Source organism: Rheinheimera sp., from assembly GCF_037442525.1.
GTDB lineage: Bacteria > Pseudomonadota > Gammaproteobacteria > Enterobacterales > Alteromonadaceae > Pararheinheimera.
The window spans coordinates 21,567-44,660 of record NZ_JBBIQD010000007.1 but is presented as its reverse complement, the minus strand read 5'-3'; the positions used below and the strand labels follow the sequence as shown (position 1 = coordinate 44,660).

Genomic DNA, 23,094 nt, shown 5'->3' with positions numbered 1-23,094 from the left:
AGATGAAGAAGCAAAAAATTATGTCAAAACTGCAAAAAGCGGGCACAGCGCAACAGTGCAGTTCGTATGCGCTGACCCGGCAGCAGCGGCAGTATGAGCAGGCCAGTCAGCTGGCCCGCAACCGGCTGACTGATACCGGCAAAGCACTGCAGGCCGAATTGGGCCGCATGTTAACAGACGTCGATTTTGAGCTGGACCTGAATATCTGCAACCCAACAGGGTTGGACAACTGGCTGTCGGAACAGTCCGTGCTGCTGGCTGAATTGCAACTGCCGCTGGAGCAGGAAAGCAGCTGCTATCTGGCCATTGATCATCAGGCTGTGCACAACATGGCTGATCTGTGCCTGGGGGGCCAACTGACAGCCCGCCACCAGATTGAAGAAAAAGTGGAGTTTTCCGCGTCGGAAACCCGCATTTGTTGCCGTTTGCTGCAAAAGCAGGCGCAGGCACTGATGCAGTTGTTGTTTAACCAGCATTTGCCGCTGTCGGCGCATTTGTTTAAACAGCAGTTCCGGCCCGAACCCTTTCAATGGCTGGTGCTGAAAGTACGGTTAGTGCTGGCCGGTGAAGCCGTCAGCTGGCTGCTCTGGCTGCCGGTTGCACTGTGGGCGAACGAACCTGAAGAGCACAAGGGCACATCAGGCCCGGTGGCGCTGCTGGACTGGCGGCGTCTCCCGGTGCGGGGACGGGTGGAAATGGCCAGGCGTCAGGTGCGGGTTGAACAGCTGCAGGCCTGGTGTCAGGGCGAACTGCTGAGTGTGGAGCTGTTCAGTTCCATGCAGTTTCAGCTGGAACAGCAGGTGCTGTTTCACGGCAAGGTAGCGGAAGAAGCCGGTGCCTTGATGTTTCAAATTTCAGATTACGCAGAGAGTGGATCATGAGCAACGTACAAAGCGCTATGGATACCGGAATGAACGATATGGATATGCTGGATATGGGCGAGCTGTTTGGTGACGATCAGGCGCAGGCCCCGGTTAAAAGCGGGCCTGGCATGGCCATGTTCCGCGACGTACCACTGACAGTGACTCTGGAAGTGGCCAGCACCGAAGTGACCTTAGGCGAACTCAGTGACGCCGAAGCCGGGGACGTATTGCCGCTGGACAAAGCCGTCGGTGAACCGCTGGATGTGAAAGTCAACGGTGTACTGTTTGCCAAAGCCGAAGTGGTGATGGTCAACGGCAAATACGGCCTGAAATTTGTGTCGACCCGTCGCGAGCAGAAAACCGATGCCTAAGTTTTTTCTGCTCCTGCTGTTGCTGGCCGGCAGTTTTGGCCTGAACGCTCAGGAGCTGACTTTGTTGTCGGTCACCGACACCAACTCAGGCCAGGATTACAGCGTCAAACTGCAGATCTTACTGCTGATGACCATGCTGAGCCTGATCCCCGGTATTGTGATGATGATGACGTCTTTTACCCGCATCATCATTGTGCTGGCCATTCTGCGTCAGGCGCTGGGTCTGGCGCAAAGCCCGCCCAACCGTATTCTGATTGGCATAGCGCTGATGCTGAGCCTGCTGATTATGAAGCCAGTCTGGCAGGATATTTACCAGAATGCCTTTAAACCCTATCAGGCGGAACAAATGACGCTGGAACAGGCCATTGGCCGGGCTGAACAGCCGGTGCGGCAATTTATGCTGGCGCAAATTCGTGAAAACGAGTTGCAGCAGGTGCTGAAAATAGCCAAAGAGCCGACCACCATGGCCGCAGCGGACCTGAGCTTTGATGTGCTGTTGCCTGCTTTTGTGCTGAGCGAATTGACCACTGCCTTCCAGATAGGTTTTATGCTGTTTATCCCCTTTTTGATTATCGACCTGGTGGTCGCCAGTGTGCTGATGTCGATGGGTATGATGATGTTGTCACCGCTGATTATCAGCCTGCCATTTAAGCTGATGATTTTTGTGCTGGCGGACGGCTGGTCCATGATTGCTGGCACCCTGGCCGCCAGTTTCGGAGCTGCACCATGACGCCGGAAATGGCAACGGATCTGGTCAGCAGAGCCATTTTCAGCATTATCGAAATTTTGCTGGTGTTGATCGTGCCCGGTCTGTTACTCGGCATTGTGGTGGCTATTTTCCAGGCGGCGACCTCCATTCAGGAGCAAACCCTGACCTTTCTGCCGCGTATGTTGCTGACCCTGCTGATGGTGGTGTTTGCCGGTCACTGGCTGGTTCAGAAACTCATCGACTGGTTCGCCGACCTGAGCCAGCTGATCCCGGGGATGTTGGGATGAGCCCGCTGCTGAACTTAACCATCGACCAGCTGATGGTCTGGTTTGGTTCGTTGTGGTGGCCCTTTGTCCGCCTGGCTGCTTTTTTATGGGCCATGCCGCTGTTTGATAACCCGGCCGTGACACCGCGCAGCCGGATCTTACTGGCGCTGGCGCTGGCCTTTTTGCTGGCTCCGGCTATTGAGGTGAAAGCGATAGACCCTTTTTCCATCGATGGGATGCTGGTCACGCTGGAGCAGGTAATTTTTGCGGTGTTGATGGCCGCTGCGGTACGGATGTTATTTGAAGTGCTGGCGCTGGTGGGGCTGGTGATCTCGATGCAGATGGGCTTGTCGATGGCGGTGATGATGGACCCGGCCAGTGGCGACCAGGTGTCCCTGCTCAGCCAGCTGTTCTGGATCATGACCGCTTTGTTGTTTCTGGCTCTGAATGGCCATCTGGTGGCGCTGCAGGTGCTGGTGGACAGCTTCAGCCTCTGGCCTGTCGGTGACAGCCTGTATCAGGTGAATATTCAGTCACTGCTGGGCTTGGTCAGCTGGATGTTTGCCTCGGCGCTGCTGGTGGCGCTGCCCGCCATTATTGCCATGCTGCTGGTGAACCTGACCTTTGGTGTCGCCAGCCGCTCGGCACCCAGCCTGAATCTGTTTGTATTGGGCTTTCCGATGACGCTGTTGCTGGGTTTTGTCTGTGTTTTTCTGACGTTGAGTCAGATGGGCCAGTATTTTGCACAGATGGCTGAGCATGTGCTCAGTACCATGCTGCTGGCGCTGAGGTAAAACATGGCCGAACAAAGCAGTCAGCAAAAAACCGAACAACCCACAGAGCAACGGCTGAAAAAAGGCCGCCGTCAGGGCCAGGTGGCACGTTCCAAAGAGCTGAATACCGCCATGTCGCTGCTGATTGGCGCTGCTGCTTTATTGTGGTTTGCCGGCAGTTTTATGGAGTTGTTTACCCAGTTGATGGAGCAGAGCTGGCGGCTGGATAAAAACAGCCTGAAACAGCCGGATCTGATGACCAGCAGTATCGGCAGTGCCCTGTTGGCCATGCTGGGCACCAGTCTGCCATTTTTGCTGACGCTGTTTTGTGCCAGCTGGATAGCGGGTGTGTTGCCCGGTGGTTTTATTTATTCGGCTGAGCTGTTGGGGCCGAAATTTAACAAACTGAATCCAATCAAAGGTTTGGGCCGGATGTTCGGGATGGACAGCTGGATTGAACTGGTGAAATCCATTCTGAAGGTCAGCTTATTGGGCGGCTGTTTATGGGGTTTGCTGAATCATCTGGTGGATAGACTGCTGCAATTGCAACGGATGGATTTAGTGCTGGCCAGCAAAGACGGGCTGGAGGTGTTGTCCTTCAGCCTGATGGTGCTGGCGCTGGTGCTTTGCCTGGTGGCGGTCATCGATGTGCCTTACCAGCAGTTTAAAGTCAGCAAAGAGCTGAAAATGACCAAGCAGGAACTGAAGGAAGAGCGCAAGTCCACCGACGGTAACCCGGAAATCAAGGGCCGGATCCGGCAAATTCAGTACCAGCAGGCCAACCGGCGTTTGGGTGAACGGGTGCCGACGGCCGATGTGATTATTACCAACCCAACGCATTTTGCCGTGGCGCTGAAGTACTCAGAAAGCAAAGCCAAAGCCCCTTATGTGGTGGCCAAAGGGGTGGATGAAATGGCGCTGCGTATCCGGGAGCTGGCGAAACAACATCAGTTGGAAGTGCTGGAGCTGCCGCCGCTGGCACGGGCCATTTATTTTTCCACCCGGGTCGACCAGGAAGTGCCCAAAGCGCTCTATACCGCAGTGGCTTATGTACTGCATTACGTGATGCAACTGAAAGCCTATAAACAAGGCCGCGGCCAGGCGCCGGCCCCATTGCCCGATTTATTTATTCCGTCCAGCCTGCAAAAGGCCAATGAGTGAGGATGTCCATTGTGAACTGGCGAATGTTAACTCAACCCTATACTGCAATTCCGGTGCTGCTGCTGGCCATACTGGCCATGGTGGTGCTGCCGCTGCCCGCCTGGCTGCTCGATGTGCTGTTTACCTTCAACATCGTACTGGCCATTATTGTGTTGCTGGTGGCGGTCTCGACCAAAAAGCCATTGGATTTTTCGGTATTCCCCACTGTGCTGCTGGTGGCGACCCTGATGCGGCTGACATTGAACGTGGCCTCCACCCGGGTGGTGTTATTACACGGTCATGAAGGCACTGACGTGGCCGGCCGGGTGGTGCAGGCCTTTGGCGAAGTGGTGATTGGCGGCAATTATGTGGTCGGTATGGTGGTGTTCGTTATTCTGATGATCATTAACTTTGTGGTCATTACCAAAGGTGGCGAGCGGATCTCCGAAGTGTCGGCCCGTTTTACACTGGACGCCATGCCGGGTAAACAAATGGCCATTGATGCCGACCTGAACGCAGGTCTGATAGGCCCGGAGCAGGCCAAAGAGAGGCGGGCCCAGATTGCCAGCGAAGCCGACTTTTACGGTTCGATGGACGGTGCGGCCAAGTTTGTCCGTGGGGATGCTATTGCCGGTCTGATTATTCTGGTGATCAACCTGTTGGGCGGGGTGGCCATTGGTGTCTTTATGCACGGCCTGGGGCTGGGTGAATCTTTCCAGCGGTTTGCGCTGTTGACCATAGGTGACGGTCTGGTGGCGCAAATTCCGTCACTGCTGATGTCGGTGGCTGCTGCCATTATTGTGACCCGGATGAATGACGAAGGCGAAATGTCGGACGAAGTGGGCCGGCAGTTGCTGGCCTCGCCCCGGGTGTTGCTGACCGCCGGTTTTATTATGACGGTGCTGGGCATAGTGCCCGGTATGCCAACCGCAGCTTTCCTGACCTTTGCCGCGCCTTTGTTTTTCGCCGCCTGGCGCTTGCAACAACAGCAGCAGGGCCGCAGTTACACCGAAGTCGAAGCGCTGACCGAAAAGATCAGTCAGGAAGCGGTCAGCCTGAGCTGGGACGATATTCCGCATACAGACCGTTTGTCGGTGGAACTGGGTTTCCGGTTGGTTTATCTGGCTGACAAAACCCAGGGCGAACCCTTATTGCAAAGTTTACGTGGGGTGCGCAAAACCCTGTCGGAACTGTCTGGATTTTTATTACCGGAAGTGCGGGTGCGCGACAGTCTGAAACTGAATCCGCAGGAGTACCGCATTAGGCTCGGTGGGGTGATGGTTGGTTCTGGCCGCTTGCAGGCCAATAAACTGCTGGCTCTGAATACGGGGGATATCTACGGCCAGATGGATGGCGAGGTGACCACAGATCCTGCTTATGGTCTGGAAGCGGTCTGGATTGACGCTGAGCAGAAATCCAAAGCATTGAACCTGGGCTATTCGGTGGTGGATGCGGCCACAGTAGTGGCAACCCATGTGGGCAAAGTGGTGAAGGAGCAACTGGCTGAGCTGTTTATTTTTGAAGACGTGAAGCAGTTTCATAAAAGGCTGGCGCAGGTGGCACCCACTTTGGCCGAAGCGCTGGAAAAAGCCTTGTTGCCCAACCTGCAGTTAAAAGTGCTGCGCCTGTTGCTCAAAGAGCAGGTCAGTCTGGCCGATGTGGTGACTATTGCTACGGCGCTGGTTGACAGTGCTGAGGTGACGAAAGACCCGATTTTGTTGGTGTCGGATGTGCGGTGTGCGCTCAAGGCCATGCTGGTGCAGCAGGTCCTGGGTGAGCGGGACGAACTGGCAGTCTACAGCCTGGATGACAAGCTGGAGCAGACCTTACAAAGCGCGCTGAATCAGGCGATGCAGGCCGGCAAAGTCAGCCTGGATTCGTTCCCGGTGGCACCGAATCTGCTCAGTCAGTTCCAGCGCCTGATGCCACAAATCCGTGAGCAAATGCAGCGCCTGGGTTATCACCCTGTATTGGTGGTGTTGCCTCAGTTAAGGCCGCTGCTGGCCCGTTATGCGCTGAGTTTTACTCAGGGTAATCTGGTGGTGCTCTCTTACAACGAAGTGCCGGATCAGGTGCGGGTCAATGTGATTGGAACCCTGGGGTAACGGATAAATGACTTTGCAATAGCAGGATCTGCGTTCGTCGAGCCGATCAATGTTTCTGTCGCAAATTTAACCAGTTTGGGCCTTGGTCGAATCTGTTTCAACTAAACGTCATGTTAGTATGGTATTTAGTGTTTATGACATTGAAATTACGTGTTTTTTTAGTGTCATTTATGAATGGAAAGCAGGTGGTTTGGGTAAATTTTGTGCATTCAACTCGTTGAATTTACAAAAATAAAACTTTCATCCTGTTTTTTTTTGCGGAATTTATTTATGTTAAGCAAGGGTTCAGTGTAAATCTGAGCCTAAAGCGTAAAAAGCTTAGAAATTAAAAGGCAAACTGGTCGAAAGGTCAGGACGCAAAGCCTCCGGTCTAAGGGCGATAGCCTAAGATAGCGGGGTTGCATTAGCAAGCGGTCACCCTTCAGGTGAGCCACTACAGTTGTCGTATGGCAAGGGTGGTGCTCGTCTGAATCAAAGGGTTGGGGTCGATCTGTCTGACAGAAGTGCTCCGCCTGCCTATTTGCTGTTTGCCTTTTAATCGGGTACCGGGCTTTGGCCCAAACGGGTTGGTTAAAAGGATGATTCGGGTGAACAGCACTTTAGTTAGTCTGGCATTCAGTGCGATCATGGGCAGCACAGCCGCGACTGTGGTGGTGCCTGCTATGGATCAGTCTGAATGGCGGGTTTCAGGCAATCAGTTTCAATGCCGCATGCAGCAGCAACTGGGCTCTATGGCGACTTTAAGTTTTCGTCAGGAACCAGCCAAAGCGCTGGAGTTGTGGCTGGATATGAACTCCACGCATCTGCAGTTGCAGGACGTACGGGGCCGTCTGGTTCCGGCGGACTGGCAGCCTGGCCAGTATGCGCCTGCGTTGCAACTGGCCGCCACAGAGATCACTCAGGCTCATGCCCGCTTTGTGGAGCAGGTGCCTGTGGTTCTGCAACAACTGCAGCAAGGCTATTGGCTGGAGTTATGGTTGGACTTACCCGGCCAGGAACTCAGTCTGAAGGTGCCCAACCTGAAATCCGCCGCAGCCCTGACGGAGTTTCAGCGCTGCACCACATCGTTATTACCTCTGAGCTGGGAACAAGCCCGCGATTATCAACTGCATTATCTGGCCGGTGAACGCCAGCCAACGGCGGCTGGCCTGGCCCATCTGCAATTACTGGCCCGTTATATCAAAGAAGACAAAGCTGTCCGCAAAGTGCTGATCGATGGTCACAGCGATGACGCCGGTTCGTCTTTGGCCAACCGTCTGGCGTCGGAAGAACGTGCCGACGAAGTGGCGGCCCGTTTTATTGAATGGGGGGTGCCGAAAAAGCAGCTGGAGATCCGGGCCCATGGCAACAGATACCCGCTGGCACGGAACCAATCCAATAACAGAGTGGTGCTGCGGCTGATCCGCAGTGCAGGTTGAGAGAAGAGGTGGTATGAAAAATTTATTGTGGATCGATGCCTCTGTCCCTGCAGAGGAGCAACTGAACTGTGCCAGGGCCGAAGGTCTGCAGGTGACGACTGCCAGAGATTTAACCTGTGTACTGAATGCCTGCAGCACGTTGCGGCCGGACATTGTGGTGTTAGCGTCGGAATTGCCGGATGTGCGTACTGTTGAGCTGATGCGCCTGCTGAAACGGCATTTTGACAGCTGTCAGATCATTGTGCTGGTGGAACGCGACCAGCATGCCTTTGCCGCTGAGTGCCTGACCCAGGGGGCGATCGACTATCTGCTCAAACCTTTCAGTGCAGTGCAACTGCAAAATACCATCCGTCACGCCGCCTCGGTGGGTCGCGGTTTAAAGGATATGGTGGCTGTGTCTGTGGGCAGCCGTCAGGTGCTGCAACTGGCTAACAGGGCGGCGCAGACCGATGCCACTGTGCTGTTAAATGGCGAGTCAGGCACAGGCAAAGAGCGGCTGGCTCAGTACATTCATCAGGTGTCCGCCCGCCGTGACCAGCCTTATATCGCAGTGAACTGTGCGGCTATTCCGGAAAATATGCTCGAAGCCATGTTGTTTGGTTACAACAAAGGCGCCTTTACTGGGGCAACGCAGAACCAGATAGGTAAGTTTGAAGCCGCCAATGGCGGCACCCTGCTGTTGGATGAAATCTCTGAACTGCCACTGCCTTTACAGGCCAAGCTGTTGCGGGTGCTGCAGGAACGTGAACTGGAACGTCTGGGCAGCAACCAGAAAATTAAACTCAATGTGCGGGTCATTGCTGCCAGCAACAAAGACTTGCGCGTTTTGGCTGAACAAGGTCTGTTCCGTCAGGACTTGTTTTATCGGCTCGATGTATTGCCACTGCGCTGGCCCGCCTTGCGGGAACGCCGCGACGACATTCTGCCGATGGCCGAGTTTTTTATGCAGAAATACGGCGACGGCAAGTACCTGTTAAGCCCGGCGGCGCGGCAACAACTGCTGGCGTATTCCTGGCCGGGCAATGTGCGTGAGCTGGAAAACGTGATGCAGCGGGCACTGGTGATGGCGCGTGGTATTGAACTGCAGCCGGTGGACTTAAGTTTGCCGGAGCAGGTGGTGCCTGCCGCTGAATTGCCGGTATCCGCCGAGCAACTGAAGCAGAGCAAACGCAACGCAGAATTCGATTACGTATTAGGGGTACTGAACCAGTTTAACGGTCACCGTACCCGGGCTGCAGCGGCTTTGGGCGTCAGCACCAGAGCACTGCGCTACAAATTGGCGGCTATGCGTGAGCATGGTGTAGACACAGACGCAATAGCTTAAGTCAGAGGAGCAGACAGATGGTCAGTCCAATTCAGTCGCAACAGGAATTACTCAGTCAGTTTGGTCAGCTGGAGCAAATCGCCCGCAATGACCGTATTCAGCCGGCTCAGGCCGACAGTGGCATCAGCAGCGATTTCAGCGCTGTGATGCGTTCCATTAATGCCCAGCAGAATTTGTCGTCGGAGATGATGGCGGCCGTGGATGCCGGCCGTTCGGACGATGTGGTGGGGGCTATGGTCGCCAGCCAGAAGGCGGATTTAAGTTTCTCTATGTTGCTGCAGATCCGTAACAAAGTGATGAACGGTGTGGATGACATTATGCGCATGTCGCTGTAAGGCTGAATGATGAAAACTGAATTAGCGAAAGCCATGCCCGCCACTATTGACGGCAGCTTCCGGGAGAAAGTGATTAACCTGTCCGGCAAAATGCAATTTTTGCCGCAGGGCGAACGCAGCCTGGCGTCCATTGCGCTGCTGGCCACCCTGGTCGCCGCCACTATTGTGGTGATCCTCTGGACTTCGGCAAAAAACTACGTGCCTCTGTATGGCAGCCAGGAGCATTACGACAAAGCCGGTATTGTTGAAATTCTGGATAAAGAGCAGTTTCCGTTCCGCATCGACACCGACAGCGGCAATATTATGGTGCCGCAGGACCGCCTGGCCGATGCCCGTATCACCTTGGCAGCTCGTGGCATTAAGGCCGCGATGCCGGAAGGTCTGTCGGCCATGCAGGACAAAATGGCCATGGGCACCAGCCAGTTTATGGAGTCGATGCAGTACCAGCATGCGCTGGAAGGTGAACTGGCCCGTACCATTATTACCATGGATGGGGTGCGCAACGCCAGGGTGCATCTGGCCATTCCGAAACGCAACCTGTTCGTGGGCCGTGAAGAAGAAAAATCGGCAGCGTCAGTGATGGTGGATTTAGCACCTGGCTACAACTTAAAACCTGAGCAGGTAGAAGCCATTGTCAGCCTGGTGTCCGGCAGTATTCCGGGGCTGGACCCGCGTCAGGTCTCTGTGGTGGATCAGCGCGGCAAACTGGTATCGGGCTCTTTGTACGACGAAACCCCTATTGGCAAAGAAACTGACAAAAAACTCGCTTTTATCGACAAAGTGGAACGTTCGATTGAACAGCGCGCCTCCATCATGCTGCTGCCTGTGCTGGGGGATGGCAATTACCGCATTCAGGTGTCGGCCGATGTCGACTTTAACGTAGTGGAAGAAACCCGCGAAGCCCTGGACAAAGAGGCGGTGCTGCGCAGCGAAAACATGAAAACTGACTCGATGCAGGATCAGCTGGCGATGGGCATTCCGGGCTCTTTGGCCAATCAGCCGCCGGTACCGGTGCAACCCGGCCAGCAGGCGGCGCCGGACAACAACGAACGCACCTCGCAGCGCAATGAAACCCGCCGTGAGTTCGACACCGGCAAAGCCATTACCCATACCCGCTATGAAATTGGCCGGGTAAAAAGCCAGAGCGTGTCTGTGCTGGTCAATCAGGCGGCCGCAGGTGACGCTGGCTGGACACAGGCGCGGCTGGATCAACTGGGCGAAATGGTGAAAACCGCCACAGGGTTCCAGGCCGAACGTGGCGACCAGTTTCATATCAGTGCCTTTGAGTTTGTGCCGGCTGGCGCTGCGGCTGAGCTGGAAGGTATGGCCTGGTGGCAATTGCCGGAGATGAAAGAATACATCCGTTACGGTGTCGGGGCTTTGATTGGTCTGGCGCTGGTGATTTTTGGTGTGCGGCCTTTGGTGAGCCACCTGACCCGTAAACAAAAAGCACCAGGCGCAGCGGCTGGCGCAGTGACAGGGCTCAACCCATTAAGCGCGGCAGCGCAGGCGGCTGACGCTCAGGCAGATGTGACCAAAGGCCCGGCGACTCTGGATGGAGTGGCAACCCCTGCGGCGGATGCAGCCGTCGGCGCCGCCGCCGCCCATAACATGAACTTACCTGCGGTAGGTTCTGAATTCGCAGACCAAATCAACCATTTGCAACTGCTGGCGAACCGGGAATCTGACCGGGTGACTGCAGTGATCAAATTCTGGATAGAACGAGGAGTCAGCGTTGAATCCGTTAAGAGCTGAGCAAACCAAAACCATTGGTGATTTGGATAAAGCCGCAATACTGCTGCTGAGTATGGGCGAAGAAAATGCCGCCTGTATTATCAAAAAACTGGGTCGCAACGAAGTGCGTGCTTTGTCGGAGCGTATGGCCAAAATTGCCAATGTGACGCAGGACGACGTGGCCTCTATTCTGACCGACTTCTTTGACCAGTACCGCACCGAAAGCGGGGTCAGTGGCGCGTCCAGATTGTATCTGGAGCGGGCGCTCGACAAAGCGGTGGGCCGTAAACTGGCGCGTGGCATGCTGGACGATATTTATGGCGGCGCTTTGGCGGACGATATCCGCCGGTTGGAATGGGTGCCGGCTGAATTGCTGGTGCGTTTTATGGAGCAGGAGCATATCCAGATGCAGGCGCTGATCCTGGCCTTTTTACCAGCCGAACAGGCCAGTGCCATTCTGGGCTTATTTCCACAGCAAAAACACGACGACATTCTGTTCCGTATTGCCAATATGCGCGAAGTCAGCGAACACGTGATTGAAGATCTGCGTTACACCCTGGAGCGCTGCATTGATTATGTCGGTGAACAGGTGGGTGCCCGAGTCAACGGGGTGCAGCAGGTGGCCGACATTATGAACCGCTACAGCGGCAATAAAGCCGAAATTATGGAGCTGCTAAAACAGCACAACTCTGCCACAGCGGAAGCCATTGAAGACAAGATGTATGACTTCTTCAGCTTAAGCCGTCAGAGCGAAGAGGTGCTGAACCAGCTGCTGACCGACCTGCCTGACGAGTTGTGGGTCACGGCCTTAAAGGGCGCCGATGTGGCGCTGACCGAAGCCATTCTGGCCGTGTTACCTAAGCGTCTGGCGCAAGTGTACCGTCAGCAAATCGATACCATGAAACCGCAGCCGGTGCGCAAAGTAGAAGCGGCCCGTGCCGAGATTATGGCCATAGTGAAGCAGCGTATGCTGGCAGGCGAGCTGGATTACCGGTTGTATCCGGAAGAGACGGTGGGCTAAATGAGCGGCGCCGCGCAACCTTTGCGCTTTCCGGCACTGCAGCGGCGTGATGGCTCTGTACATCCGCAGCAGCAGTACGAACAAGGCTATCAGCAAGGTTATCAGGCTGGGGTCGAGGCCACAGAGCAGGATGCATTCAGCCGTGGCCGGACTGCCGGTGAACAACAGGCCGAGGCCTTCTGGCAACACCAGCTGCAACAGCAACAAACTGACGCCTTGGTGCGTGAGCAGCAGGCGCTGGATTTGCTGGCGCAGCAGTTCGAGCAGCAACTGCAACAACGGGATCAGCAACTGGCTGCCGAATTGCTGCTGACAGTGCAGCAGCTGTGCAGCCTGGTACTGCAGGCCGAACTGGTGACCCAACCGGCGTTATTGCAGTTGTCGATTGAGCAGCTGGTGCCTTTATTGGGCGCGACTGATCCGCTGCAGTCCATTGCGGTGTCGGCACAGGACGCCGCCTTATTTACCGGCATTTCACAAATTCAGCAGGTGCCCTTGCAACTCGACAACCAGTTGTCGGCAGGGCAGGTGCTGTTTAATGGCAAACAACAGCTGCATCAGCTGGATTTCCAGCAGCGCTTAGACGAAGCACTGTTACCACTGCGTCAGCAATTGTTGGGCGACCATGCGTAACCTGAGCGCCGAACTGGCCAGTGCCAGAGCCCAGCTGATCCGCCCGTCGCCTGTGCTGAGTTTTGGTCGGCTGGTGCGGGTCAATGGGCTGATTTTATCGGCCGCTGGCGGTCATTTTGTATTGGGCCAGCGTTACCAGGTGGAAACCGAACAAGGCGATTGGTGCGAAGCCGAAGTGGTGGGTTTTGAACCTGACCAGGCCTTTTTGATGCCGCTGGAACCTGTATCCGGCGTGCGGGCTGGCGCCCGGGTGCGTTCGGTGCCGGACGCCTCCAGTTTTTGGGTGTCGCAGGCCTTGCTTGGCCGGGTGGTCGACGGCTTAATGCAGCCGCTCGACGGCAAAGGCCGTCTGACGGAAGGCGAACGCATTTCTGCCAGCCTGGCGGCGGTGAACCCACTCCAGAAAAAAGGCGTTAGCACCCCGCTGGATGTTGGCATCCGCGCTATTAATGGCCTGTTTAGCGTTGGCCAGGGTCAGCGCCTCGGCCTGTTCGCCGGTTCGGGCGTTGGCAAAAGTAAGCTGCTGGGCATGATGACCCGCTTTACCCAGGCCGACGTGGTGGTGGTTGGCCTGATTGGTGAGCGCGGCTGGGAAGTAAAAGATTTTATCGAGCAGTGCCTGGGGCCGGATGGCCTGAAAAAGGCAGTAGTGGTGGCGTCTCCGGCCGATCAGTCGCCCTTGCTGCGGCTGCGCGCCGCCGAACTGGCGCACCGGCTGGCCGCCTATTACCGCGACCAGGGCCTGAACGTGTTATTGCTGGTCGATTCGTTAACCCGTTATGCCCAGGCGCAACGCGAAATTTCTTTGTCGGTGGGCGAGCCGCCTGCCACCAAAGGTTATCCGCCTTCTGTATTTAGCAAACTGACGCAACTGGTTGAAAAAGCAGGCAACAGTGCCGATAGCCAAGGCAGTATGACCGCCATTTATACCGTATTGGCGGAAGGGGATGATCAGCAGGACCCAATAGCCGATGCCGCCCGCGCTATTCTGGACGGTCATATAGTGCTGAGCCGCAACCTGGCGGAGCGGGGTCATTACCCGGCCATTGATATTGGCGCGTCCATCAGCCGGGTGATGCCGCACATAGTGCCGGAAGCCCAGCTGAAACAGGCTTACAAACTGAAAAAGCTGTACAGCCGCTACCTGCAGGTGCAGGAGCTGATCCCACTCGGTGCTTACCAACAAGGCAAAGACCAGGAGCTTGACCAGGCGGTGCAACTCTATCCGGCGTTAGAACTTTTTCTGACCCAGGGCTTAAACCAGGCCTGCAGTTTTACTGAAGCCCAGCAACAACTGCAGCAATTACTCGGGAGCTGAACCACATGTTAAAGCAGTATCTGGAGTTACAGCAGCAGAACCTGCTGCAGATGGCCGAACGGCAAAACCAGCTGGCGCAGCATAGCCAGCAGGAAGAACGGCGCTTGCAGCTGCTGACCGGCCATATTCAGCAACTGGAACGCAGTTATCAGATGAAATCGGCGCTGGGCCTGCAAAACCTGGCATCGATGCAAAATGTGCTGTGGGACATGCAGCAACAGCAGCAGGACAAAGTGCAACAGAGCCAGCAGGAACTGCAGCAACAGCAGCAGGTTTGCCGCAAGCAGGCCGCCTTCAGCAAAGGCATTGAATGCCTGGTCGAACGGCGTGAACTGGCGCAACAGGAAAAACAACAACGCCAGGAACAACTGCAAGCCGACGAACTGGCCATGCAGCTGCATCAACGTGGAAGGCAGCTGGCGTAAGGGGAGCTTGCCGAATTGTGTTGGCATGTTATGTTTCGTCTAATAGGTGGTCTTACAGGACGTGATTAGAATGGATATGGTTATTGAGCGGGGGCAGAGTTGCTCAAGGGTTGTTGCGGTAGAGGGTATACAAAATATCTGCGAGTTCTTTTTCACTAATTTCATCTAACACGACGGCAACCATTACATCTGCCAAAATGTCGTTATCAGTTTGAATTTCATAGTCATTGAGCGACAAATACTCTAAAGCGACGGCCAAAGCTGTTCTCTTATTTGCGTCAGGCATTGCATGGGCGACAGCAATGGATTTTGCGTATTTTGCTGAAATTTCAAATACATCATCCAACGCATCGTAAAGGATTGCGTTGTCTATCCTTCCCAGCGCTCCGCGAAGTTTGTTTAAATCAATGCTCCCTTTCATACCAGGTTCCCGGCTTAAGATATGAGCGTTAATTTCCACCACTCGCTCAAAGGGGAACAAAATAAGGTCCATTACATATCAGCCAGTTTCTTAAAGGTTTTGGCATGAGTGCGTAAGACCAGTTTTGTTTCTGACAAAACAATTTGCTGTCCTTCAGCACCAGATAAATCTAGTTGTTTTTTAGGCTTAACTTTTGGGCGTTGTATTAATTGAAAACCCAGTTGCTGAATTTTAGGGTTCATAGCAATTTCAGTTCCTTCCATCGAGTCTTGCGGTTGTTAAACGATGGAAGTGTAAACCATCAAAGATGGAAAACCCAGCAAGGGTTTGAGTCACCACTAGTTTCCTGAGTGTCTTTGAGTTCGGCAGATTAAATTAGAGGGCATTGCTTGCAAGCGGCAGGGAATCAATAGCTAGGTTTTCCCTCGCTCTCAATCTGGAGCTTTAGTTAACCTCATTGCCGCTTGACTCTGCCTTTTGTCCTAAGGGATGATTCGCGCCGAATCTGGCCCGCATCGCTGGTCTGTCTGTCTTTTGATTTGAAGTGGCCTTTTATGAAAAATATCCGTGTTTCTTTGTTTGCGCTGGCCTTGGCGGCCATGGGTTCTGTACAGGCCAATCAGCCTGAGGCTACGGCCACAGTCACAGGTCAATGGACAACCATGGATGATGAAACCGGTCAGCCGAAGTCGGTGGTCGAAATTTATCAAGAAAACGGCAAGCTGTACGGCAAGGTGGTGGAGATTTTCGACCCGGCCAAAAAAGCTGCGCTCTGCACTGAATGTAAAGGTGCGGATAAAGACCAGCCGGTGCTCGGACTGGTGATTATTAAAGGCCTGAGCAAAGACGGCGATGACTACAGCGATGGCGATATTCTGGACCCAAAAAATGGCAAGTTATACAGCTGCACTTTAAGCCTGGCGAACGCCGACCAGCTAAATGTGCGGGGCTACCTGGGCTTTTCGCTGTTAGGCCGCAGCCAGACCTGGCAACGTGTAAACCGATAAGCCTGACTCCGGGCTTAGTGCGCCATCAGCCAGCTGGTGCTGGCAAAGGCACGCTGTTGCGCCTTTTCACATAGTCTGCCAAAGAAAGCTGGCTTTGCATGGTTTGCCTTGTTCGTCCTATCTGTTCAGTCCTTACCATCACACAAGCCGCGGGCAGTGACAACCGGAAAAATAGCCTTGCTGTTTTGTTGACAAAAACGGGAATTGGCGCAATTCTGGCCCACACACGGATAGCTAACCAATTGTTTTTCAAGTTTTCCTGTAATAAGCCACGGGCGTAGTGGGGCAACTGGTTGAAGGCAAGGAACAAGGATTCAGGACGAAAAATCAGGATGAAACGACTCTTCGCTTTTTTAATTTTCTGTTGGCTCTTTCTGCTTTACCAATGCAGTCAAGCTGCAGCTAAAAACCCGGGCGCAGCTGAGCTGACTCCACATTTTTTTCAGCATCAGGCTGAGTTTCAGCAACTGGTTATTCAGGCTTGTGCTGTGCAAAAACAAATGAATACCCGCCATGAAGTTTATAAGCCAGGTACAGCGCCGGAATACCCGATGCCACTGGCCGCAGACTTCGCCAAAATTGACCGTTTGATAGATCAGATAGGCGGCGAGAGCCTGATATTGCTACAGGGTGCTGACGGCGGCTGCTCGCTGCTGTTGCTGCAATGGGGTTTTGTGTTTGCCGGCGACAGTGTTGAAATGAGTTACAGCTACAACCCGTCCCGCTTGGCTGACTATATTCCAGAGCTGCACGATTTGGATAAACACAACAAACAACAACCTGTGTATTTCACTAAGCCGTTGGCTGATGGCTGGTATGTGCAATATGACTACAGCCCTTAGCTGCGAAACTGTGTTTTTATTCAAGGATGCCTGATGAATTGGCTGATTGCTGCAATGGTCGCGGTTTTTGCCGTTGCTTACTGGAATACAGATAAATACGACTCCCGAAAAGACCTGACTGAACTGAGCCATTATTATCAGCAGCATCAGGCTGAATTCCGCCAATTGGCGCAAGCGGCTTGTGCTTACCGTGCCAGAAACCCTGGCTCCTACCTCACTTTTGAGGTGGATTTCCCCGCGTCTTACCCGGCTGAAATTCAGCCTGCGGTAGATACCCTAAAAAGCGTATTACGTAAACTGGGCAAAACAGAACTGGCGTTGCCTATGGCTCCGCAGGGAGGCTGTTCTTTATTTTTATTGCAGTGGTCCGAATGGCGTGGGGCGGGTGGCAGCCACCTGGGCTTTAGTTACCAGCCTGCACAACACACTGAATACAAGCCTGAGCTGCACGACGTTATAGAGCAGGACCTGACCCAGCCATTGTTTTATACCAAAACCTTAGGCGACGGCTGGGTGCTGGAGTATGTCAATATTCCCTGAGGCTGCGCCGGTGCCGCCATCTGTAAAAAAGGCCAGCATAGAGCTGACCTTATCGTGATCTTCGAGGGCTGTTACTGCGTGGTCTCAGGGTAACGCTGTTTTTCAGCGACGCAGTGGGCGCTTTGCAGCTCAAAGTTCTGGTTGGATTTATTGTGGCGCAGCACACAGCGGCCATTGTCCAGTTTCAGTTGAAACAGGTTGGCTGCGTTTTGGATGCGGCCGTCCAAAGGCCGGCCTTTGTCGTCCCGCAATACGGCGTTTTCAATCCAGATTTCTGATTCAAATAAAAATACATTGTCGGCCAGCTTCACTGGATTACCGCCAATGGCTTCTTGTATCGCCTGCTGAATTTCCAGCCGCACCTGGGCTGAGGTTTCCATCAGCACAGCGGCTTGTTGTTCGGCCTGCAGCTGGTGCTGGCAGGCGCTCAGTAACAGTGCGACGACAGATAGGCTTAGTCTCATGGTTGTTCCTGTTCGTGAATAGGGCGGCGAATGCTTTGGTTCAGCACCCTGTCGTTCGGGTGACGCACCGCAGGTGTTGCCAGCAAGGAGGGGGCATTGTTACTGAAGCTGTTGCTGAACCTGCTGGTGTTATTGGCGGTGGCGCTGATTGGGCAGCTGCCGCTTTGGGCATACTGCACAGCGGTGGCGAGCAGGGCTTCGGCCGGATCGCCCAGCTGATGGTTAAAGTCGTCAGCCACGGCGCAGCCTTTCACCTGGTCGTCAAATTGTGGCGCTGGGGTGGGCACAAAGCCGTCGGCATAGTCGCCAAAGCCTTTGGCATTAATGCCACTGAACTGAATGGTGAAATAGGTGGTGCCGCAGTTATCCTCCGGATAAAAGCCATAGGGTTTGCCACAGGTGCGGTCGCCTATCAGTATCACTTCTGCATCCACGCCTCGCAGACCATTGATAAAAGCCTCACTGGCGGAGCAGGTGTTGCCGGTAGCCAGCACAAAAATCCGGCTTAAGTTCAGGTTGGGTAAGCTGGTGCTGGTCAGGGTGTTTTGTTCGTAATTAATTTCTTTGCTGTAAAAGGGCGTTGGCTGCAGTGTGGCGCCGGTAATGGGGTTGGTGGTCGGGTATTTGTCATTAAACTGCATGCGTTCAAAGAACCTGTTCTGAATAATGTCCGGCCCCGTCATCATATACCCCAGCTGGCTGGACAAGGCCAGCAAACCTCCGCCGTTGTAGCGTAAATCGATCACCAGGTTGCTGACCGCCTGGTCACGGAATTGTTTCACCGCGCTAATCAGTTGCGGCTGGGCTGGTGCGATAAAGGAATTAAACTGCATATAACCCAGTTTACCTGCACTGGTGTTCAGCACTTTAACGTTTTGCACCGGGCTGCTGGCCACATTGGCGGAGGTCAGTGTCAGGCTGTATTCAGTGCCATCAGTGCGGCGGAATTTAAACTGATGCGGCTCACCGGATTTGTCCGGAAACAAACCGGCATTCAGGGTGTTTACCCCAGCCTGGGTTGGGTCGTTAATAAAATCCACTCCGTCAATTTCCAGAATAATATCGCCCCGGCGGACTGAGGCGGCACTGGCCGGTGAATTCGGTTCTGTATAGGCCACCTGAAACCAGCGTGGCACTGTGGTGGACTGCACCGACCATTCAATGCCATAGCCGGAGCTGACGCCAGACTGGGTTTGCTGGTTATAGCTGGCGGTATCTTGGGTGAAATGAAACTGGTCTTTGGCTGCGGAAGAGGCGGTGCTCTGCTCTGTTTTTAACTGGTCAAAATAAGCCGCCACCGAATAACCTGCTGGGTCGCGGTCGGGCAATTCGCGGTACCATAGGTAAGTGCGGTTACTCCAGGAGCGTAACCACATTTTTTCATGCATGGCGGTACCGGCTTTGTCCGGGTAAGGTTGGTTGCTGTTATAGGGGTCGGTGCCGCTGCGCGGTGCGGCGCAATAATCTTTGTACTGGCTTTCGTTGTTGTAAACACCTGCTGTCCAGACCGGTGCAGTGGTACTGCCGCCGCCCGTCCCGCCTGTACTGCCTGAGGAGCCGCCACCGCCGCCGCATGAGCTGAGAGTGACAGCCACTAAAACGCTGAACCATAACTGATATTTCATCCGCACTCCTCCTTTCGCTGCTACAGGCTTTTGCGTTTCGTGGCACAAATAAAGGCGAAACTGCCTGGCATCACTAATTCCGGATACCGTACCTTATTAAATAAAGCCCAGCCGCCCTGATAGCGGCCCGGTTCCAGCCGCTGCATATATTCACCGCCTTTCTGGCCATCCAGCATGGCAATCACTCTGTTGCCCTCCACCGCAAAGCCGTCTTTATGGGGGTCCAGAAACAGGCCTTTGGTCACCAGCACCCGGTCATTGCACAACTGAGCAGTCAATACCAGGCGTTTCTGGCTGTCGCGGATTTTCAGGGTCATCACTTCGTAACTGAATTCCCAACCGGCCGGGCAGTGCTGCAGTTCCCCCTGTACCACCTGCACTAAGGGCTGGCCCTGAGCGTCCGACAGCACAAAGGAAAAACTCAGCCAGTGCCGGTCAGCATGCAAACAAAAAAATACCTGGCCGTTGACCCAAATCAGCGGGTGTTCACCACCCGCATCCGGCAAATCGGCGTACAGGGTATTCATGCCCACCGACAGCTGGATACGCCGGTCCGGGTCGAATTTAAAGCCGGGCAGGTGCTGCCTGTCCAGGTTGATCGGGTGTTGTGCCCTTTGCTCCAGTGTAGACGGGCTCAGCAGGTTTTTTTGCAGCTGCCGTTGATGCAAAGGGCAAATGGCCAGCAGCTCTGTCTGTCCCTCCAGCTGAAAATACTGGTAGACTGGACAGCCACAAAAAATGCAGCCAAAGCCGCAATGGCGGCGGCTTTGCTGTTTTTGCTCCGCACTTAACATGGCGGGTTGGTGAAGCCAGCTGGCTGACAGGTTATGGGGCTGCATAACAGATCATCTGAATTTTGTGCTGCCAGAGTAAGGCAAGTTACTGGCCTTGCCCAGTGGCTGCTATAAAAAACTTTAGACCTTGTACTCTTGAGGTACAAAGAGGGTATCCATTTGAAGCTATTCAGTTTTATCTTGTCCTTTTTGCTGTGGTTGTCGGCAGTACTGCCTGTGCATGCCGAACCAAAAGCACTGCAGCTGAGCCCGGATCTCGACGTGATCCAGCTGAGCCCGGATCTCTGGGTGCACCGCTCCTGGTACAGTTTTCCGAATGGCGTGCGTTTTTATTCCAATGGTGTGCTGGCGCGTTATCAGGGCAAAATCTGGATCATCGACACCGCCTGGGGCAATGAGTCCACTGAAAAGTTATTGGACTGGGTGCAGACTGAACTGAAGTTACCTGTACACAGTGTGGTAGCTACCCATTCGCATGCCGATAAAACCGGCGGTTCAGCGCTGTTGTACCAGCGGCAGATCCCGTTTTTCAGCTCGGCCCAGACCCGCTTGCTCAGTATCAAAGAAAATATTCCGCTGCCGCAGTCGCTGGGGCGTTTTGAGGTGGGGCAAACACTGCAACACGGGCCTTTTGAGCTGTATTACCCAGGCCCTGGCCATACCAAAGATAATCTGGTGGCTTATGTACCAGCAGCGCAAGTGTTGGTGGGTGGCTGCGCCATTAAAGCGCCACGTTTCCCTGGCTTGGGTTACATTGGTGAGGCCGATCTGGCGCATTGGCCACAGGCGCTGCGGGCGATGAAACAACACTATGGCCAGGCCGGTACAGTGGTTCCCGGCCATGGCGAAATTGGTGATATGCGGCTCATTGACTACAGCCTGAATCTGTTTAAAGTGAAGTTCTAGGGCGCTTTTTTTGCCGTCAGGCTGCTGCCCAGCGAGGCGGTGATCACCGCCACTATGGCCCCCCATTGCAGCAGGCTGAGCTGCTCGGACAAAATCAATAAACCGGCCAGCGCTGCGATGGCCGGTTCCAGGCTCATCAAAATACTGAAACTCTGGGCTGGCAGCCGTTTTAACGCCACCATCTCCAGGCTGTACGGAATGGCGCTGGACATCAGCGCGACCAGCAGGCCAAACCACAGCACTGAGCCATCCAACAAGGCAGTGCCGGCACTGACCACTCCTATAGGCACCAAAAAGCAGGCGGCCACACCCATGCCCATAGCCACAGCGGCACCACCACTGATAGCGCCGCCACTGCGCTGGCCGTAAATAATGTATCCGGCCCAACAGGCCCCGGCGCCCAACGCCAGTACCACCCCCAGCGAGTCCAGTGCGGCCTGTTCGCCTTGCCAGGGCAGCAGGCAGGTGATCCCAAGGATGGCCAGCGCTACCCAAAGCAAATCCAGTTTACGTTTGGACGACAGCAGGGCCACCGCCAGTGGGCCGGTAAATTCCAGTGCGACCGCAATACCCAATGGGATCCGGGCTATCGCCAGATAAAACATCAGGTTCATGCCACCCAGACAAAGCCCATACAACACAATGGCCTGACGGCTTTTGCCTTGTGGCCAGTGCCGCCAGGGCTGAAACACCAGCGACAGCAAAAGGGCGGCGAAACCAACCCGCAGCGCTGTGGTGCCTTCTGGCCCTATCAGGGGAAACAAGGTTTTGGCAATGGAGGCGCCGGATTGGATCACCATCATGGCAATCAGCACACTGACAATAGCGAACAAAAACTGGCGTGATAAAGCGGGCACGGAACATCTCATGGCGGCGGATTCAACTGGCGCTAGTGTAGCTGGTTTCAGTGCAGGCCACCGCTACTTTCCAGCGCAAAAAGCTGGCTGTTGGTCGGTGGCTGGCTTTGCAATACACAACTGGCACAGTAGCCTGTCAGGTTTTGAGCAGCGGACAAGCGAAATGCGTTTTTTCCTGAAACTGAGTGTGGCGACTGTGGTGCTGGGGGTAGTGGGCTGGTTTGGCTGGCCGCAGTACCTGCAGCGGATGACTCAACTGGAGCAGCAGCGGCTGGCGGCGCAACCTGCGCCCGTGGTGCCGCAGATGCCGGAGCGGCTGGACTGGCCGCAACAGCTGGCGGATTTACAGCAACTGGCTTCTGAGGCTATGGCGGGTCGTGGCACAGGGCAACCCGGTGGCCTGGCCGCACAACACTGGCTGGTGCAGCAGTTTGAAAAAATTGGCCTGATACCAGCGGGCACTGAAGGGTATCGCCAGCCTTATCAGGCCAGGTCAGGTAAAGCTGCTGACCATCAGGGGGCGGCCAATGTACTGGGTAAAATTGCCGGCACAGACCCTGCACTGCCGCTGCTGGTGATCACTGCTCATTACGACCATTTAGGTGTGCAGGAGGGACAGATTTATCATGGCGCGGATGACAATGCCTCTGGGGTGGCGGCTCTGCTGGCGCTGGCCCGTTATTTTAAACAGCACCCGCCCCGCCATACCTTATGGTTTGCGGCTGTGGATCATGAAGAAAAAGGCATGTGGGGCAGCAAAATGTTGTTTGAACAGCAGTTGCTGCAGCCGGAACAGGTCAAACTCACTATCAATCTGGATATGTTAAGCCGTGACACGGCCCGGCAGTTATTTGCGGTGGGCGCTTATCATCAACCCAGGCTGGAACCTGTTCTGCAGCAGCTGCAGCAGCAAAGCTCGGTCCGGTTGTTATTGGGCCATGACCGGCCTCAGTGGCTGGCCGGCCATACACCAGACTGGACCACGGGCTCTGACCATCATATCTTCCATCAGCACGGCATCGACTTTGTCTATTTTGGTGTGCCAGACCACCCGGATTACCACCAGCCCACCGATACTTCAGACCGTATCGATCCGCAGTTTTACCGCGAGGTCAGCGAAACTGTGCTGAGCAGCCTGTTATTGTTTGATGCAGAGTAGGTTATGCTAAGGCCATGATTTTCTGAGAAGCGCTCTCTTTTCCA

At 54.6% G+C, this 23,094-nt stretch carries 26 protein-coding genes and 1 riboswitch; of the genes, 20 read left to right on the top strand and 6 right to left on the bottom strand.

The window, feature by feature from the left end:
* Positions 1–2 precede the first annotated feature (2 nt).
* The 15 genes from WKJ03_RS11670 to WKJ03_RS11600 all read left to right on the top strand — a co-directional run bounded on the left by WKJ03_RS11670 (position 3) and on the right by WKJ03_RS11600 (position 14,435).
* Positions 3–881, top strand: coding sequence for a hypothetical protein (locus WKJ03_RS11670; protein WP_337842384.1), 879 nt, complete (start codon positions 3–5; stop codon positions 879–881).
* Positions 878–1,234 (top strand): FliM/FliN family flagellar motor switch protein, encoded by a 357-nt coding sequence (locus WKJ03_RS11665; protein ID WP_337842383.1) that lies wholly within the window; start codon positions 878–880, stop codon positions 1,232–1,234. Before WKJ03_RS11670 ends, WKJ03_RS11665 begins: the two co-directional genes overlap by 4 nt.
* Positions 1,227–1,964: a flagellar type III secretion system pore protein FliP gene (gene fliP, locus WKJ03_RS11660; RefSeq protein ID WP_337842382.1), complete on the top strand. Its 738-nt coding sequence runs from the start codon at positions 1,227–1,229 to the stop codon at positions 1,962–1,964. Before WKJ03_RS11665 ends, fliP begins: the two co-directional genes overlap by 8 nt.
* Positions 1,961–2,230, top strand: a complete 270-nt coding sequence (locus WKJ03_RS11655) for a flagellar biosynthetic protein FliQ (protein ID WP_337842381.1) — start codon at positions 1,961–1,963, stop codon at positions 2,228–2,230. The genes fliP and WKJ03_RS11655 overlap by 4 nt, the downstream gene beginning before the upstream one ends.
* The gene (gene fliR, locus WKJ03_RS11650) at positions 2,227–3,003 is read left to right on the top strand and encodes a flagellar biosynthetic protein FliR (RefSeq protein WP_337842380.1); all 777 of its coding nucleotides are present in this window, start codon (positions 2,227–2,229) and stop codon (positions 3,001–3,003) included. The genes WKJ03_RS11655 and fliR overlap by 4 nt, the downstream gene beginning before the upstream one ends.
* Before the next feature lie 3 nt (positions 3,004–3,006).
* Positions 3,007–4,143, top strand: coding sequence for a flagellar biosynthesis protein FlhB (flhB, locus tag WKJ03_RS11645; RefSeq protein ID WP_337842379.1), 1,137 nt, complete (start codon positions 3,007–3,009; stop codon positions 4,141–4,143).
* 2 nt (positions 4,144–4,145) lie between these two features.
* The gene (locus WKJ03_RS11640; RefSeq protein WP_337842378.1) at positions 4,146–6,227 is read left to right on the top strand and encodes a flagellar biosynthesis protein FlhA; all 2,082 of its coding nucleotides are present in this window, start codon (positions 4,146–4,148) and stop codon (positions 6,225–6,227) included.
* Between the two features lie 321 nt (positions 6,228–6,548).
* Positions 6,549–6,633, top strand: a riboswitch (cyclic di-GMP riboswitch).
* A gap of 181 nt (positions 6,634–6,814) precedes the next feature.
* Positions 6,815–7,645, top strand: a complete 831-nt coding sequence (locus WKJ03_RS11635; protein ID WP_337842377.1) for an OmpA family protein — start codon at positions 6,815–6,817, stop codon at positions 7,643–7,645.
* 13 nt (positions 7,646–7,658) lie between these two features.
* On the top strand, positions 7,659–8,969 hold the full coding sequence (locus tag WKJ03_RS11630; RefSeq protein WP_337842376.1) for a sigma-54 dependent transcriptional regulator: 1,311 nt from the start codon (positions 7,659–7,661) through the stop codon (positions 8,967–8,969).
* A gap of 17 nt (positions 8,970–8,986) precedes the next feature.
* Positions 8,987–9,304 carry a flagellar hook-basal body complex protein FliE gene (locus tag WKJ03_RS11625; RefSeq protein ID WP_337842375.1) on the top strand — a complete coding sequence of 106 codons (318 nt, stop codon included), beginning with the start codon at positions 8,987–8,989 and terminating at the stop codon, positions 9,302–9,304.
* Between the two features lie 9 nt (positions 9,305–9,313).
* Positions 9,314–11,059, top strand: a complete 1,746-nt coding sequence (gene fliF, locus WKJ03_RS11620; protein WP_337842374.1) for a flagellar basal-body MS-ring/collar protein FliF — start codon at positions 9,314–9,316, stop codon at positions 11,057–11,059.
* Positions 11,040–12,059: a FliG C-terminal domain-containing protein gene (locus WKJ03_RS11615; RefSeq protein ID WP_337842373.1), complete on the top strand. Its 1,020-nt coding sequence runs from the start codon at positions 11,040–11,042 to the stop codon at positions 12,057–12,059. Before fliF ends, WKJ03_RS11615 begins: the two co-directional genes overlap by 20 nt.
* Positions 12,060–12,692, top strand: a complete 633-nt coding sequence (locus WKJ03_RS11610) for a FliH/SctL family protein (protein ID WP_337842372.1) — start codon at positions 12,060–12,062, stop codon at positions 12,690–12,692.
* Positions 12,685–14,010, top strand: a complete 1,326-nt coding sequence (locus WKJ03_RS11605) for a FliI/YscN family ATPase (protein WP_337842371.1) — start codon at positions 12,685–12,687, stop codon at positions 14,008–14,010. Before WKJ03_RS11610 ends, WKJ03_RS11605 begins: the two co-directional genes overlap by 8 nt.
* Before the next feature lie 5 nt (positions 14,011–14,015).
* Entirely contained in the window at positions 14,016–14,435 is a 420-nt protein-coding gene (locus WKJ03_RS11600; protein ID WP_337842370.1) for a hypothetical protein, read from the top strand.
* A 103-nt stretch (positions 14,436–14,538) separates the two neighbouring features.
* Here the strand turns inward: WKJ03_RS11600 and WKJ03_RS11595 are convergent, their stop codons facing one another.
* Both WKJ03_RS11595 and WKJ03_RS11590 read right to left on the bottom strand, forming a co-directional pair.
* Positions 14,539–14,928, bottom strand: a complete 390-nt coding sequence (locus WKJ03_RS11595; protein WP_337842369.1) for a type II toxin-antitoxin system death-on-curing family toxin — start codon at positions 14,926–14,928, stop codon at positions 14,539–14,541.
* Positions 14,928–15,119, bottom strand: coding sequence for an acetyltransferase (locus tag WKJ03_RS11590; protein WP_337842368.1), 192 nt, complete (start codon positions 15,117–15,119; stop codon positions 14,928–14,930). The genes WKJ03_RS11595 and WKJ03_RS11590 overlap by 1 nt, the downstream gene beginning before the upstream one ends.
* 291 nt (positions 15,120–15,410) lie before the next feature.
* Here WKJ03_RS11590 and WKJ03_RS11585 point away from each other — a divergent pair, with 291 nt between their 5' ends.
* From WKJ03_RS11585 to WKJ03_RS11575, 3 genes are all read left to right on the top strand, one after another.
* Positions 15,411–15,863, top strand: a complete 453-nt coding sequence (locus WKJ03_RS11585) for a DUF2147 domain-containing protein (protein ID WP_337842367.1) — start codon at positions 15,411–15,413, stop codon at positions 15,861–15,863.
* Between the two features lie 332 nt (positions 15,864–16,195).
* Complete coding sequence (locus WKJ03_RS11580; protein WP_337842366.1) at positions 16,196–16,705, top strand: hypothetical protein; 510 nt, start codon at positions 16,196–16,198, stop codon at positions 16,703–16,705.
* 33 nt (positions 16,706–16,738) lie between these two features.
* Complete coding sequence (locus tag WKJ03_RS11575; RefSeq protein WP_337842365.1) at positions 16,739–17,245, top strand: hypothetical protein; 507 nt, start codon at positions 16,739–16,741, stop codon at positions 17,243–17,245.
* 71 nt (positions 17,246–17,316) lie between these two features.
* On the opposite strand, the gene WKJ03_RS11570 is transcribed toward WKJ03_RS11575, so the two are convergent.
* From WKJ03_RS11570 to WKJ03_RS11560, 3 genes are read right to left on the bottom strand one after another with little or no spacing between them, the layout of a single operon-like run.
* Positions 17,317–17,709: a hypothetical protein gene (locus tag WKJ03_RS11570; protein ID WP_337842364.1), complete on the bottom strand. Its 393-nt coding sequence runs from the start codon at positions 17,707–17,709 to the stop codon at positions 17,317–17,319.
* Positions 17,706–19,334, bottom strand: a complete 1,629-nt coding sequence (locus WKJ03_RS11565; RefSeq protein WP_337842363.1) for a S41 family peptidase — start codon at positions 19,332–19,334, stop codon at positions 17,706–17,708. Before WKJ03_RS11565 ends, WKJ03_RS11570 begins: the two co-directional genes overlap by 4 nt.
* A gap of 20 nt (positions 19,335–19,354) precedes the next feature.
* Positions 19,355–20,173: a hypothetical protein gene (locus WKJ03_RS11560; protein ID WP_337842362.1), complete on the bottom strand. Its 819-nt coding sequence runs from the start codon at positions 20,171–20,173 to the stop codon at positions 19,355–19,357.
* A 114-nt stretch (positions 20,174–20,287) separates the two neighbouring features.
* Here WKJ03_RS11560 and bla point away from each other — a divergent pair, with 114 nt between their 5' ends.
* Positions 20,288–21,034: a subclass B1 metallo-beta-lactamase gene (bla, locus tag WKJ03_RS11555; RefSeq protein WP_337842361.1), complete on the top strand. Its 747-nt coding sequence runs from the start codon at positions 20,288–20,290 to the stop codon at positions 21,032–21,034.
* Here bla and WKJ03_RS11550 read toward each other — a convergent pair.
* Positions 21,031–21,891 (bottom strand): EamA family transporter, encoded by an 861-nt coding sequence (locus WKJ03_RS11550; protein ID WP_337842360.1) that lies wholly within the window; start codon positions 21,889–21,891, stop codon positions 21,031–21,033. The genes bla and WKJ03_RS11550 overlap by 4 nt on opposite strands.
* 163 nt (positions 21,892–22,054) lie before the next feature.
* Here WKJ03_RS11550 and WKJ03_RS11545 point away from each other — a divergent pair, with 163 nt between their 5' ends.
* On the top strand, positions 22,055–23,050 hold the full coding sequence (locus WKJ03_RS11545; protein WP_337842359.1) for a M20/M25/M40 family metallo-hydrolase: 996 nt from the start codon (positions 22,055–22,057) through the stop codon (positions 23,048–23,050).
* The last annotated feature ends 44 nt before the right edge of the window (positions 23,051–23,094 follow it).

What these genes read in the sequence shown, in the direction of transcription:
- WKJ03_RS11670 (WP_337842384.1), top strand. Translation starts at nt 3, where the DNA reads ATGAAGAAGCAAAAAATTATGTCAAAACTGCAAAAAGCGGGCACAGCG.
- WKJ03_RS11665 (WP_337842383.1), top strand. Translation starts at nt 878, where the DNA reads ATGAGCAACGTACAAAGCGCTATGGATACCGGAATGAACGATATGGAT.
- fliP (WP_337842382.1), top strand. Translation starts at nt 1,227, where the DNA reads ATGCCTAAGTTTTTTCTGCTCCTGCTGTTGCTGGCCGGCAGTTTTGGC.
- WKJ03_RS11655 (WP_337842381.1), top strand. Translation starts at nt 1,961, where the DNA reads ATGACGCCGGAAATGGCAACGGATCTGGTCAGCAGAGCCATTTTCAGC.
- fliR (WP_337842380.1), top strand. Translation starts at nt 2,227, where the DNA reads ATGAGCCCGCTGCTGAACTTAACCATCGACCAGCTGATGGTCTGGTTT.
- flhB (WP_337842379.1), top strand. Translation starts at nt 3,007, where the DNA reads ATGGCCGAACAAAGCAGTCAGCAAAAAACCGAACAACCCACAGAGCAA.
- WKJ03_RS11640 (WP_337842378.1), top strand. Translation starts at nt 4,146, where the DNA reads ATGTCCATTGTGAACTGGCGAATGTTAACTCAACCCTATACTGCAATT.
- WKJ03_RS11630 (WP_337842376.1), top strand. Translation starts at nt 7,659, where the DNA reads ATGAAAAATTTATTGTGGATCGATGCCTCTGTCCCTGCAGAGGAGCAA.
- WKJ03_RS11625 (WP_337842375.1), top strand. Translation starts at nt 8,987, where the DNA reads ATGGTCAGTCCAATTCAGTCGCAACAGGAATTACTCAGTCAGTTTGGT.
- fliF (WP_337842374.1), top strand. Translation starts at nt 9,314, where the DNA reads ATGAAAACTGAATTAGCGAAAGCCATGCCCGCCACTATTGACGGCAGC.
- WKJ03_RS11610 (WP_337842372.1), top strand. Translation starts at nt 12,060, where the DNA reads ATGAGCGGCGCCGCGCAACCTTTGCGCTTTCCGGCACTGCAGCGGCGT.
- WKJ03_RS11605 (WP_337842371.1), top strand. Translation starts at nt 12,685, where the DNA reads ATGCGTAACCTGAGCGCCGAACTGGCCAGTGCCAGAGCCCAGCTGATC.
- WKJ03_RS11600 (WP_337842370.1), top strand. Translation starts at nt 14,016, where the DNA reads ATGTTAAAGCAGTATCTGGAGTTACAGCAGCAGAACCTGCTGCAGATG.
- WKJ03_RS11595 (WP_337842369.1), bottom strand. Translation starts at nt 14,928, where the DNA reads ATGGACCTTATTTTGTTCCCCTTTGAGCGAGTGGTGGAAATTAACGCT.
- WKJ03_RS11590 (WP_337842368.1), bottom strand. Translation starts at nt 15,119, where the DNA reads ATGGAAGGAACTGAAATTGCTATGAACCCTAAAATTCAGCAACTGGGT.
- WKJ03_RS11585 (WP_337842367.1), top strand. Translation starts at nt 15,411, where the DNA reads ATGAAAAATATCCGTGTTTCTTTGTTTGCGCTGGCCTTGGCGGCCATG.
- WKJ03_RS11580 (WP_337842366.1), top strand. Translation starts at nt 16,196, where the DNA reads ATGAAACGACTCTTCGCTTTTTTAATTTTCTGTTGGCTCTTTCTGCTT.
- WKJ03_RS11575 (WP_337842365.1), top strand. Translation starts at nt 16,739, where the DNA reads ATGAATTGGCTGATTGCTGCAATGGTCGCGGTTTTTGCCGTTGCTTAC.
- WKJ03_RS11570 (WP_337842364.1), bottom strand. Translation starts at nt 17,709, where the DNA reads ATGAGACTAAGCCTATCTGTCGTCGCACTGTTACTGAGCGCCTGCCAG.
- WKJ03_RS11565 (WP_337842363.1), bottom strand. Translation starts at nt 19,334, where the DNA reads ATGAAATATCAGTTATGGTTCAGCGTTTTAGTGGCTGTCACTCTCAGC.
- WKJ03_RS11560 (WP_337842362.1), bottom strand. Translation starts at nt 20,173, where the DNA reads ATGCAGCCCCATAACCTGTCAGCCAGCTGGCTTCACCAACCCGCCATG.
- WKJ03_RS11545 (WP_337842359.1), top strand. Translation starts at nt 22,055, where the DNA reads ATGCGTTTTTTCCTGAAACTGAGTGTGGCGACTGTGGTGCTGGGGGTA.